We start from the raw sequence: 12,070 nt of genomic DNA on the forward strand, positions 1-12,070 counted from the left end.
GTGTTGAACCTATCTATTTCCGTAGAATCTGTTATTTTGGATTTTCCTAGCAGTATCGGAACTACCAAATTAAATAGTTCGTACATATTAATCTTTAAAAAATAATATTTATTTAAATTACAGTTAATGGTAAATTTGTAATAACAATTCTAACATGGGGGTTTCTATGAAAAAAACATTGTTGTTGTTTTTTGTTTCTACACTAATGGTTGGTTGTTCATACTTTTCAAATGATGAGCCAGAGCCTTTGCATTAGTTGTTTTCAAATAATGAAACTAAATATTCTTTATTAGTTGTTGATGAGGCTGGAGAATATGAAATAGGGAACGAATGGTTGGATGAAAATAAAATCTATAATGTTCAAACTGTTCATGGGAAATTCCATAGAAGAGATTAATAATCAATACAAATTCATAGAATTAGAAAAATCTCCAGCTTTCGTAGTTTTTGACAAAAAAGATATAGTATTTAAAACATACAGTGAAAAAGAATTAATTGAATTTCTCCACAATAATTGACCAGGATGTTACTATGCCTATGACTCCTTTTATTAAACAATAAAGGACGCATTTAGTGAATTGAACCCTTTGCATAATATATGTTGGAAACTGAGGGAGAAACTACACCATATAAGCTACTTTTTATCATTTTTATTTGTTTTAATTGCTGCGACAATAACAATTAAAATAATTATTCCTACCCAAGTTAAAACCTGAACAACGAAATCCACATTACCACGCCTTTCTATTGTTAATGAAAGGTTAACAAATATTGTAACTACGATCAACAATTAAAGAGAATGAACAGTTATATAAGAGGTCTTATGATTTAATAATTTTGTAGTTTTATTAATAGAAATATTCAATAATATAAAGCACCCTTCTTAAATAAGGATTGTTAAATCAAAGGGCACTTGCTAAAGCAAGAGAAATAGATTGGAGAGGATTAAATGAATACGAAAATCATACTTTTCTTATTTCTCGCTTTGTCTATTTTATCGGCCTGTAATAATGATAAAGATGAAGTTATGGATAGCCAAATATATGAAGGCAAGAGATTAACTATCGGTGTCATTGGTAAAGCACCGATAGTGCGTGAACAAAACATCGTTTTTAAAAGTATTGAATTAAAGGATTTAAGTTCAGAAAATCTATCTCCAGAATATAACGCAATATTTATTATGAAGGAACATTTATCTAAAGCAGCTAAAGCTCCTTATGCTAAAATATACAAAAATTCTGGTATACCATTTTTCTTTATTGAAACGAAAAAATCTTATCTACCTTTTGTAAATGAGGACATGGACTATGAAGACTTCCCTGATTCAAAATCAGGAGATTATGCGGCTGGATTTTACCAAGGTGATGATAATGGAACATATTGGGGTTACGGACTTTACAATAATACAGTTAATGATATAAACATTTTGGATGTTTATTCAAGAATTTTTAATACTATTGAAAATGTTGATAATTGAATGGAAAACATTTAGATGACTAAGCTTCTTTTTTTTCATTTACTACTATTCAACAATAAAAGCGCGAATCTGTAATAACATTCGTGTCTTTTTTATGTAAGAAAGCGCGATTGTTCAACAGAGGCAGTCCCTATCGTGCTAACGTATGCGAGTATTGGAATAAAAAAAGATAAAGAGATAAAATTTATTAAATGACAAATCTATAAAAATAAAGACCTCCGATAATAGAGGTCGTACCAAGAAGGCATTTTAGGTTATATTGAATAGTTCATCCAACTTCCAAGAGAACCACCCATCTTTTCATAAAATCTTTGTGCACGGTAATTATCAGTTGCAGTTATCCACCCCATATGTGCATACTCATTTTCTTTTGTATATTTTTCGCATTGTTTAAACAGTTCTTGGGCTACCCCTGTCCCTCTTGCGATCTCAACTACAAATAAATCATTCATTACAGTTATTTTATCAGCTTTCGTTGTACTAAAACTAAAATATAATGTTGCAAAGCCGAGAAGTTTACCATCTTGTTCAGCTACGAATTGAATACCTCTATTCTTTTCCAGTAAAGTGTCAATTAAATTATGTATGTTTTTAATAGGTGGTTTAGGTCGATTATAAAAATCAACGATATACTGATACATTAAATCGGTCAATTGGTTCATATCATCTTTTTCTACACATCTGATTATTAAGGACATTATTGATTTCCTCTCCCTTTCATATTTAATACTTATTGAATAAATTTACACCAAAATGTAAAATTATACAATAATAGGATTAGTTTTAATTTTTATTTACTGAACTAACAGGTGCGATGTTGCGAAAAGGCAGCGAGGTATCCGTTTTAATTAGGAGGCGATTAATATGAATTTAGTCATATTGGAAACGTTATTCTCTGTTGTGAAATTACAAACAACAGAAGAGATACCATCTTGGGCAGGCAAAGGCGAATTATTTTCAATTACACGTACAAACGAAGAACTCTCAATTGTATGTCCTACATCCAATGTTCCTGGTAGTAAACTAAAGGACGTGGAACATGATTGGAAATGTATAAAAGTAGAGGGTGTATTAGATTTTAGTTTAACAGGAATATTATCTTCTTTAGCTAACCCATTGGCGGAAAATAATATAAGCATATTTGCTATTTCTACTTTTAATACAGATTACTTGTTGATTAAAGTGCATTCCATAGAAAAAGCAAAATCAGTATTAGAGAATGCTGGTCATACATTTATCTAGTGTTAAAAAGATACACAACTAACGGGGCTTTAGTTCAATAATATCTTCCACAATAGAACCGCGTATGTGCAACAAGGATTCGTGTTAGATACTGCCCTGTTTCTATAATGAGTCAGTTTAGTATATGAAGGTGATGAACATGGACCAGATAAAAATTAGAGTCAATAGAACGACATTATTTATAAATGATAGTAACAATATAGTAGGAGAAATCTACATCGAAAAGAATGGACATAGCTTCTTCCCAGAAGAAAAGTGGACTGATTTTGTTGTTGTTGTCCTATCATGGTGGACGAAAAAACTCCGTTATTTTGAGTATGCTAAAGTTGGTGAAAAAACAGAATTTGACTTTATGGACGGTCCTCTTTTGTTGAGATTAAAAAAAGTAAATGAGCACGAAGTTAATTTAGTAGGTATAAAAAGAAATTTAATTAACGATGAAATGCTATTTGAAGCACAAACTCAATTTGATGATTTAAAAATGAATGTAGTAAAGGTATCTAAGTCGGTTATTGGATATGCAAAGTTAAAGGGTTGGGAAGATAATGAGTTAGTAAATCTACATAATGAGATAAAATCTTTGTTCAAATAACGGGAGCTTTATTTCAAGTACGATCTTCAGCAATAGAAGCGCCTTTCTGGAACAAGGAAGGTGCTTACTTCAGTTTAAGGGCCACATTCTTGATAAGGAAGGGATCATTAGAAAGTGAAGTTTTTCGAGACCAGGAGAATGAAAATATGGATTATCGTGGAAATATGGAATTGTAGAGGTGAAGTTTAAATGAAGATAATGCTTCAATCAATTATTTGCTCAATAATATTACATTTTATTTATTTTGTAGGTATTATTAAGGTTGGTTATATAAAAACCAAATACTATGAACCAGATATTGCAGGTGCGTGGGATAAAGTAGAAACGCTACAAAATGAAGTAGCATTTGGTTATGTTATATCCCCCCTTATTTTTATTTGTTATCAATTGTGGGAGGATCTATGATTTGTGGAATTTTAATATTTTCTTACAAAAAAATATTCAATTTAACAAAGCGCTGTTCTTGAATAAGGATGTGCGCTCTTTATCATGTTAAAGGACAGATTAGAGATGATTTTAAAATATAAAAGAATTATAAAATTGCATCTGAAAAGGAGGTTTATGTAAATACAAAATATTCCCATTTGTATATACCTCAGTAATTATATAAATTTAAGGAAGGGTTAGAATAATTCTGAGGAGAGTATAATGTTTAAAACTATCGAGTGGCGTATGTATATAAGTGCTACTTCTAAGGTAAAGGCACAAATAGTAATAGAGCGTCTAAAGCAAGAAATAGGTCAATTTAAAATACTAGCGTTAGATCAATATTGGAAAGATAAATCGTTATTTGAATTGATTGGTAAGTCCAGCTTACAAATTGAAGAACCTGAAAGGGCAGTGTTTTATATTCTTAAATTGGTAAATAAACTTGGAGGAGATATAAACATAACTGGTCCTATTACATACGAAAATGATCGTTTAGAATTTGAGGGGGTATGTTCATCGCCTACTATAATTGGACTAAGTTGGTTTTACTTTCATATTGATAATTTTGAGTAAGCTTCCTCTTCAATAGCTAGTACTAATTGTATAGTATAATAAGTCTTTTTAATGTGGTGAATAACAGAACGAATTGATTGCACTTAATATTGAATCAGAAATTGTGGAGCATTTCACTCCACTAATTGACAGTTTAGTGGAAGAAGGGATGTTATATTTTGAAAAATAGGTGTTCATTTTTAAACAATTTTAAGTGAGGTAAACAGAATGTTTATAGAAAAGCACGAACCAGTACAAGGAGAGGAATTTACTTGGTTTGATGAAAATGGAAACGTTGTTGATATTGAGGAACCGCAAGTAAATATACAGTTATCAACTATAAATAGTTATATTGTTGAAATCAGTCAACAGAATAGAATTGTTATACCTGAATTTATTAACTGGTTGTATACGGAAGGGTATAGGATTTATTGTATAAATGACTGTACAGATACAGTCGTCGAGATGACGACTATTCAAAAGATCTTATTTGAAAGAGAACAAGTAAAGGGTAATTGGGACCAGTTAAAAAACAACAAGCATACTTACAAAAAGGAATTCACTAATATAGGAGAAGTAAAGTTAGAATGGGATTCAATTCTGTTCATTTCAAAAAAAGCATTAGACAGTGAAAGTTTGTTGAGTTTACTTGAAGATTTTAAAATGAATGACTCAAGGTTTCCAAATCTTAGCTTTCCAAGAATATTAGCAATACAAAATGATCTAATAATAGCTAAAGTAACTTGGGGTGAGTCTTATTTTAAGCCTCAATCATGTGAAGAACCTATGGTCTTAGTTTGTTATACTGCTCAAAAAATTTAGTTTCTTCTTTCACTAAAGGGAGTGTTAATTCAATACCCTCTTCAACAAAAAAAAGCACACCTTCTGGAAAACATTAACGCCTCACATTTATTACAATTTAAATATAGTTCAAGATAATAAAGCCTATAGATTAAAATAGTAAAATATATGATAACAAAATGAGGTGGATTATGAGTAATGTTATGGTGTATTTCCAACTGTATGCTGACGATTTCCCATTAGATGTTATAACAAAACGCTTAGGATTAAAGCCAACAAAAAGCTATAAAAAAGGGGATATAATTAAAAAAATTGATGGAATGACAAGCCATGTAAGAAATTATTCATCATGGCAATTAAGTACGGGTTATCAGGAATCATTTGATGTTGGCGAACTTATGGAACAAGTTATTGGACAAATAAGAGAAAGGGCTCTAATTATAAATGAGTTAAAAAGAGAATTTAGCTTAGAATGTAGGTTTAACATCGTTATTAAAATAATAAATGGATTTACACCAGGATTTCACTTTGGTAATGATGTTATTGAATTTGCTAATAGTATTAAGGCAGATTTTGATGTTGATTTATATTCTTATCCTTATGATGAAGAAATAAATTGAAAAGAATACTATATTTTATCCCACACCTATGTAGCTCTGTTAAACATGGCAGTGTGATCTTCCACAATAAAAGCGCAAGAATTGTAGAACTAACGGAACAGGTTAGTATAATATGGAACGATACAATAATTATAGTATATTAGACTAACTATATCTCGAATGCCATTAAGGTATTTATAAACGGTGGAGGATTAATGAAAAAAGAGTATTATCAGGGTAAAGGTTTTTGGTCGGAACAGTATTCTTGGGATTATGAACCTGTCACAGATGGTATGATTGAAGAGGCTGAGAGACAATTACAATTAAAGCTTCCCTTATCTTATATAAGTCTGTTAAAAGAACAAAACGGTGGTTCTGTTAATTATGATCGTTTTGACCATGATGGGGATAGATCAGTTTGGATGGATCATATGGAAGGGATTGATTTAGAAGTACCTCATCATGGAAATGGGATTCTTGCATCTGAATACTGGATTGAAGAATGTAATTTGCCTGTCTCTCCTTCCACTACTGTGATACTGTGGGGAGATTTTCATCATTTTATTGCGTTGGATTACAGTAGAGCAGCTGATAATCCATCTGTTGTTCAATTATGGGAAACTTGGGAAAAGGAAGATCCATGGGGAAAAACTCATTTAGCTTCTACATTTGGTGAGTTTTTATCAAAACTGTATAGGGAGACTAAGTTTGAACCTAAGAAAATTAAAAATAAAACAAAGTATAAACAACAGTTTAATCCTAAATATCTTAAGTTTTAATTGAAAAAGACTGCTATTTTCTTTTAAACCGTTATTCAACAATAAAAGCGCCTTTCTTGAACAAGGAAAGGTGCTTAATTCTGTTAAAAGACCAGATTGGAGACTAAGCTTTATTATAAAAACCATACTAATAATATAATAACCCATATCATTGAATTATATATTGATAATATATATCGCTTTGTCTGTTTCTCATATATCCATTCCATAATTGCTCGTAAAATTTCAGAAAACAATAAAACCAAAAAGACACTATAAACACTAATATCAAAATTTAATTGCTGACTTACTATAACAAAGACAATAAGAACGAAAAGTAATATTCTACTTAACCACTTATGAATGTTGTTGACGGGTTTTTGCCAAATACCAGTTTTTTTAGGTATTTTTAATTTTCCTTCAATCATTTCAATCATTGCCATATTTAAAAATATAATGAATATGATCATTGTAAACTTAATAGCCACTTCTTCCGCCTCCTATTCTAGATTATCTCATAAAGGTATCAAGCTGTTTATTGGTAATCAGTGGGACTTATATATACAAAATATTGATCATATTTACATGCCTAGATTTATGGGGGGATCAATCTTCCACAAACAAAGCGCGTTTATGAAAGAAGTAAAAATTCAATTATTAGTGATCTTCAAAAGTAGAGGTGCATTTCATGTTGAGATGTGCCTTTTAAATGTTGAAAGCACAGGATATTCTGTATCATAGATAGAATAATTCTAAGAGGAAATGAAGGAATGAACTGATACATATTTTATTTAAGTAGGTGATTAAAGTGATAAGAGCTGCAACTTTTACAGATATTCCTTCAATAACACTCCTAAAACAGAAAATGTTTAAAGAAGTGGGTATGGAAGATCTTCTTAAAGCTAATTTTGTTCAGGTGGTTGAAAAGACATATAAAGATTTATATATTTTAGATAAAGCAATTCACTTTGTTATCGAACAAAATAATGAAATAATTGCTTGTGCTGGAGCTTTTATTAAGGAAGATATTCCATATTGCTTTTATAAAGAAGATCAGTACGGATTTATTGGAGATGTTTATGTAGATCCTGAATTTAGAAATCAAGGTTATGCAAGTAAGTTAACAGATGAAGTGTTAAAGTGGTTTTCTAAGAGAGAAATTCATACAATCCGATTATTAGCAAGTGATAATGCAAGAAAACTATACAAAACACTAGGGTTTACTGAAACTGATCAAATGATATTGCGAAGATAGATTAGCTATGTTTCTTACAAAGTAAATTTATCTATGAACTTCAACAATAAAGGCTAATGCCCCTTTATTACTTAGTGAATATTAATGAGTAATTATAAACAAGAATTTTCCAACTGATTCACCAATGCTAGCTGAGTAATTAAACAAACAAAAGCCAAGTGCAGTAATTGAAGCTATTAAAGTAAAAGAAATTAGCGAGCTAGGTACACTTAGATATTTTGATAACTGATTGATCATAAGATTCTCCTCTCTATCTAGTTAAATAATATCAGTTTTATTTCTTTATTTAAATTATTGGGTATTTTGAATTTCAGGGATACTCGTAAATAGAAATGATCTTCCTCAATAAAAGTGGCTTTCTGGAATAAAGGAGGAATGCTTATTTTTGTTGAAAAGCCATATTTTTGCATAATGCTTCCAAACTAGATTGGATAATTATGTTAAAATATATAGTGTGATGGTAAGGTTTATAGACGACTTGGCTGGAGCAATCTATGATTTCTTCAAGTTTATTTTTAAATGTATATGTTACCTTTTAGCAGGGGTGTTAATTGTTGGAATCTCCCTCTATCTGATTGCTTTAGCATTTAAAATTTTCATTAAAGGGCGCGATAATGGTATAAAAGTCTGCACCCTATTTACATATAAGGGCCATTTAAGGTAATAACTTCTTGTAAAGGTCCTGGGGAAAGGGAGGCTTTGTATGAAGTATGTAGTGGGTTTGTATATAGTTATGGCAGTAATGGTATTTGTTAATGGGGCAAGTGTATTTATTTTTAAAGACGAGTTTTCTGCCATTGCAAGCTGGCTTACAGTTATGTTATTTCTTTTGGGGACTATATTTTTCGTTAATGCAAGATATTATCTATCTAAGAAATAGCTTTTGGAGTTCTAGAGGAAAGAGGGCCTTACTTCCAGAATCAGATGCTTATTCTGAACAAGGATAAGTGTTTTTTCTTATGTGTAAATCGAGAATTATCCACAACTTTATATGAATAAATTGTATTTATTTACAGATTATAGTTAAAGGAGGTGGAAAATGAAAACAATTATTAGTTCGCTTGTTCTATTACCAATGACTTTTTTAATTTCATTACAAATTGCATGTGCGGAAGATTTTCATCGTAAAGGATATAGTGAGGACTTATATAATGCTACTCATGATGTTACACAAGAACAATATCTTAAAAATTTTATGATTGAGCTTTTTATGCCCCATATTGTAAAAGAGACTCAAAAATATTACAAAGATTTTTCTGCAACTGGTTTAACGTACGACTGGGAAAATAAATATAATGTCGATGAAATCCATTACAAAGTGGATCAGGAAATAAATGATGTATATTTCCCATATACCGTTTCATTTACAGTTAATGTTCATAACGGATATATGAACAACCATAAGTTTTTTGGGACCGATACCTTAACGTTTGGTGTTAACCCAGATTTAGTAAACAATAAAGAAATAAAAGATTATCTAGCAATTAAATTAATCGACTATAAACACAATAAGCATAATCATGAGTAGGTCATTTATTACATGATCTACTCATGATTATGTTTATATTAGCATTTAAAGCAATTTACAATCTTCAACAATAAAAAGCGCCTTTCTGGAACTGAAATGCGCTTTATTACTTATTATTAAAACTCAATTTTTATTTTTTTTGAATCATGAATCTTCATTCCATCCTGGTTAAAAACGTCACTTGTAGTGATTTCAATCCACTCAAGTCTTTCTGACTTTTCTACAATAAAGCCTAGATTCCCTTTTTTGCTGGATTTTCCTTTCAGTTCACCATTCAAGTCTTCTAGGTAAACATCCTTTTCCCAATCGAATTTTTCACCAGAACTTGTCTCTAACAAAGCAATAGGTGCGAAACTAACTTTATCTGAGGAGGTATTTTTAATTTCAATAAACACTTTAACAAAATCGAATTCCTCTTCATGTGTTAATACATGAAAATAATCGATTAAGCTATAGTCTGGTTTTAAATGAATGAGCTTCATATCTTTTATTCGAAGCTGAACAGATCCAATATCATGTGTAGTATCCACGTAATTAATTGCTTTTAATGTTGCTTCACCTTTTTCATCAGAAACAGTTTGGTTAGGTTCTAATAACGAACGATCGTCAGTTACTTGTGGATTTGAATAATAATCAGTTAAATAATCAGTAGGAATATCTCCTGTTTTTGCAGGTTCGGCAGCATCGTTAGAACAACCGACTATAAATAAAGATAAAAATAATGTAAGAGCAATTGTTTTTCTCAAGAAGTCCCCTCCATCCTTATAAAAAGAAGGGATGACACTAAAACGTCAAACCCTTCAATTTATTTTCAGTGAATTACTTATCGTTAATAATCGTTTTATTTTTCCCTTTTTCTAAAATATCAAAAATAATTTTTGCATGATCTGTGTTTTCAATTTGTCCTACAAAGCGGTCAGATGATGGTCCAAATGCATAAACAGGTACGTCTTCACCAGTGTGTCCACCTGTTGTCCAACCTGTATTAGAACGGGTGTTAAAGATCTTTTCAATTGCATTATCAATATTTACTGCTTTGCCCGTTGCAGCAGCGTCTTTAACAGATTGTACTTCTTTAGAAGTTAATTCAAGGTCAATATAATTTGTTAACGTTTCTTCCACATCAGCACCATTTACAATTGCTTCTGCCATAAAGTCAGGTGTACGTTTTGCAGCTTTGATTGGCTCACCAAACCAGTTATAAATACCATTAGCACCAATTGAATATCCACCAGTAGAGTGGTCAGCAGTAGCAACAACTAATGTGTGCTTGTCCTTTTTTGCAAATTCAATCGCTGCAGCAAATGCTTTTTCAAAGTCTTCCATTTCACTCATTGCACCAACGATGTCATTATCATGTCCTGCCCAGTCAATTTGACTTCCTTCAACCATTAAGAAGAAACCATCCTTGTCTTGGCTTAAACGATCAATTGCAGAAGTTGTCATATCCTCTAATGAAGGAATATCATCTGTGCGGTCAAGCATTTTTGGCATTCCACGGTCAGCGAATAATCCTAGAACTTGTCCACTTTTATCATTAAGTAATTCTTCTTTGTTTGTTACATAGCTAAAGCCAGCTTCTTGGAATTCCTCTACAAGATTACGATCTTGACGATCAAATAAGTCTGTTCCTCCTCCAAGAAGAACGTCTACTTTATGTTCACCATTTACTAATTCATCAAAATAATCGTCTGCAATGGCATTCATATTTTTACGGCTTTCATCATGAGATCCAAAAGAAGCAGGTGTAGCATGAGTGATTTCAGATGTTGCAACTAACCCTGTTGCTTTCCCTTGTTCTTTTGCAGCCTCTAAAACAGTCTTTACTTCAGAACCATCATTGTCAACTGCAATGGCATTATTATAAGTTTTAATACCAGCAGACATTGCTGTGGCAGCTGATGCAGAATCAGTTACATTTTGTTCAGGATCTTCTGGATATGTCATTTGTTGGCCCACTAAATATTTATCAAGCTCTGTACGATCAACAAATTTGCTATCAGTACTATCTTTTAAATAACGGTAAGCTGAAGTATATGAAACTCCCATTCCGTCTCCAATTAAAAATATAACATTTTTAATCTCTGCATTATTTGACTTTACTGTTTTTGCTTCAGCAGAAGAAAATGTCCCACCTAAACTTCCAAGCACAACAGTAGACATAACAGCTAAAGGGAATAATTTCTTTTTAAATTTCTTATTTAACATTTGTTTTTCTCCTCCTTGTTTTGACTAACAAATGCGATTATAGGTAAGTAGTTTTAAGTGAACTTTAAGGAGATGTAATTGTATTGTAAATGAATAAAACAAGTTAATTAGTCTTACTAATTTAAAAGTTTGGTTATATGGAACGTTTACATTGTTAATTTTATAGGTAGATGTAACTAACGGCGTGATGGAGTATGGGATATAATGGGGTTTAGAGGAATATTAAACAAATTTCTAGTATTTTTATAATGGTAAATACTTTACAATACATTTACTTTGATGACATAAAATTTACATATACTTTCCTATTTGATATAAACTTACCAAAAAGAGGGTAGTGTAAGCGCGATATTCAAATAAAAGATGTAGGATATCTTTTTTACCACAACTTACTGTGTACGAAGTGACTTTATTGATGTTAAGAAAATTAATTGAAAGAATTTATGGATGTATAGATTTTTGGAGTATTGATAAAAATAAAGTGACGTCGGAAAACGTCAACCTACGAATATTTAGATAGATAAAAAAAGCACATTCGTGTGCTTTTTTTATTGCGTGCCCAGCAAGCCGTTAATTGCTAGTTGGTGAAAGTCCGACCCGAGTAAGTTCCAAGACGCTCGGTAGCTGAC

At 31.2% G+C, this 12,070-nt stretch carries 16 protein-coding genes; 11 read left to right on the plus strand and 5 right to left on the minus strand.

The window, feature by feature from the left end; translation table 11 throughout:
* The first annotated feature begins 949 nt into the window (after positions 1 to 949).
* Positions 950 to 1,477, plus strand: coding sequence for a hypothetical protein (locus ACEWK1_RS25495; protein ID WP_212138767.1), 528 nt, complete (start codon positions 950 to 952; stop codon positions 1,475 to 1,477).
* Between the two features lie 254 nt (positions 1,478 to 1,731).
* Here the strand turns inward: ACEWK1_RS25495 and ACEWK1_RS25500 are convergent, their stop codons facing one another.
* A complete protein-coding gene (locus tag ACEWK1_RS25500) occupies positions 1,732 to 2,175 on the minus strand; it encodes a GNAT family N-acetyltransferase (protein ID WP_212138768.1) in 444 nt (147 codons plus the stop codon).
* Positions 2,176 to 2,341: 166 nt separating this feature from the next.
* Between ACEWK1_RS25500 and ACEWK1_RS25505 the strand changes: the two genes are divergently transcribed.
* The 7 genes from ACEWK1_RS25505 to ACEWK1_RS25535 all read left to right on the plus strand — a co-directional run bounded on the left by ACEWK1_RS25505 (position 2,342) and on the right by ACEWK1_RS25535 (position 6,471).
* Positions 2,342 to 2,719: an ACT domain-containing protein gene (locus ACEWK1_RS25505; RefSeq protein ID WP_212138769.1), complete on the plus strand. Its 378-nt coding sequence runs from the start codon at positions 2,342 to 2,344 to the stop codon at positions 2,717 to 2,719.
* 139 nt (positions 2,720 to 2,858) lie between these two features.
* Positions 2,859 to 3,311, plus strand: a complete 453-nt coding sequence (locus tag ACEWK1_RS25510) for a hypothetical protein (RefSeq protein ID WP_212138770.1) — start codon at positions 2,859 to 2,861, stop codon at positions 3,309 to 3,311.
* Between the two features lie 189 nt (positions 3,312 to 3,500).
* The gene (locus tag ACEWK1_RS25515; protein ID WP_416636780.1) at positions 3,501 to 3,716 is read left to right on the plus strand and encodes a hypothetical protein; all 216 of its coding nucleotides are present in this window, start codon (positions 3,501 to 3,503) and stop codon (positions 3,714 to 3,716) included.
* Between the two features lie 243 nt (positions 3,717 to 3,959).
* The gene (locus ACEWK1_RS25520; protein ID WP_212138771.1) at positions 3,960 to 4,313 is read left to right on the plus strand and encodes a hypothetical protein; all 354 of its coding nucleotides are present in this window, start codon (positions 3,960 to 3,962) and stop codon (positions 4,311 to 4,313) included.
* Between the two features lie 207 nt (positions 4,314 to 4,520).
* Entirely contained in the window at positions 4,521 to 5,114 is a 594-nt protein-coding gene (locus tag ACEWK1_RS25525; protein ID WP_212138772.1) for a hypothetical protein, read from the plus strand.
* Positions 5,115 to 5,284: 170 nt separating this feature from the next.
* Positions 5,285 to 5,713: a DUF4279 domain-containing protein gene (locus tag ACEWK1_RS25530; protein WP_232273422.1), complete on the plus strand. Its 429-nt coding sequence runs from the start codon at positions 5,285 to 5,287 to the stop codon at positions 5,711 to 5,713.
* 194 nt (positions 5,714 to 5,907) lie between these two features.
* Positions 5,908 to 6,471 carry an SMI1/KNR4 family protein gene (locus ACEWK1_RS25535; RefSeq protein WP_212138774.1) on the plus strand — a complete coding sequence of 188 codons (564 nt, stop codon included), beginning with the start codon at positions 5,908 to 5,910 and terminating at the stop codon, positions 6,469 to 6,471.
* Between the two features lie 113 nt (positions 6,472 to 6,584).
* On the opposite strand, the gene ACEWK1_RS25540 is transcribed toward ACEWK1_RS25535, so the two are convergent.
* Positions 6,585 to 6,938, minus strand: a complete 354-nt coding sequence (locus ACEWK1_RS25540; RefSeq protein ID WP_212138775.1) for a DUF4181 domain-containing protein — start codon at positions 6,936 to 6,938, stop codon at positions 6,585 to 6,587.
* Between the two features lie 320 nt (positions 6,939 to 7,258).
* On the opposite strand from ACEWK1_RS25540, the gene ACEWK1_RS25545 reads away from it, so the two are divergent.
* Positions 7,259 to 7,705 (plus strand): GNAT family N-acetyltransferase, encoded by a 447-nt coding sequence (locus ACEWK1_RS25545; protein ID WP_232273424.1) that lies wholly within the window; start codon positions 7,259 to 7,261, stop codon positions 7,703 to 7,705.
* A gap of 81 nt (positions 7,706 to 7,786) precedes the next feature.
* Here ACEWK1_RS25545 and ACEWK1_RS25550 read toward each other — a convergent pair whose 3' ends face one another.
* On the minus strand, positions 7,787 to 7,942 hold the full coding sequence (locus ACEWK1_RS25550; RefSeq protein WP_212138776.1) for a hypothetical protein: 156 nt from the start codon (positions 7,940 to 7,942) through the stop codon (positions 7,787 to 7,789).
* A 466-nt stretch (positions 7,943 to 8,408) separates the two neighbouring features.
* On the opposite strand from ACEWK1_RS25550, the gene ACEWK1_RS25555 reads away from it, so the two are divergent.
* Positions 8,409 to 8,585 (plus strand): hypothetical protein, encoded by a 177-nt coding sequence (locus tag ACEWK1_RS25555; protein WP_212138777.1) that lies wholly within the window; start codon positions 8,409 to 8,411, stop codon positions 8,583 to 8,585.
* 159 nt (positions 8,586 to 8,744) lie between these two features.
* Positions 8,745 to 9,233, plus strand: coding sequence for a DUF3888 domain-containing protein (locus ACEWK1_RS25560; RefSeq protein WP_212138778.1), 489 nt, complete (start codon positions 8,745 to 8,747; stop codon positions 9,231 to 9,233).
* A gap of 116 nt (positions 9,234 to 9,349) precedes the next feature.
* Here ACEWK1_RS25560 and ACEWK1_RS25565 read toward each other — a convergent pair whose 3' ends face one another.
* Together ACEWK1_RS25565 and ACEWK1_RS25570 are read right to left on the minus strand one after the other, a co-directional pair.
* Positions 9,350 to 9,979: a hypothetical protein gene (locus tag ACEWK1_RS25565; protein ID WP_212138779.1), complete on the minus strand. Its 630-nt coding sequence runs from the start codon at positions 9,977 to 9,979 to the stop codon at positions 9,350 to 9,352.
* 73 nt (positions 9,980 to 10,052) lie between these two features.
* A complete protein-coding gene (locus ACEWK1_RS25570) occupies positions 10,053 to 11,441 on the minus strand; it encodes an alkaline phosphatase (RefSeq protein ID WP_212138780.1) in 1,389 nt (462 codons plus the stop codon).
* Positions 11,442 to 12,070: the final 629 nt, after the last annotated feature.

This window comes from Metabacillus sp. YM-086 (assembly GCF_048059995.1).
Lineage (GTDB): Bacteria > Bacillota > Bacilli > Bacillales > Bacillaceae > Metabacillus > Metabacillus litoralis_B.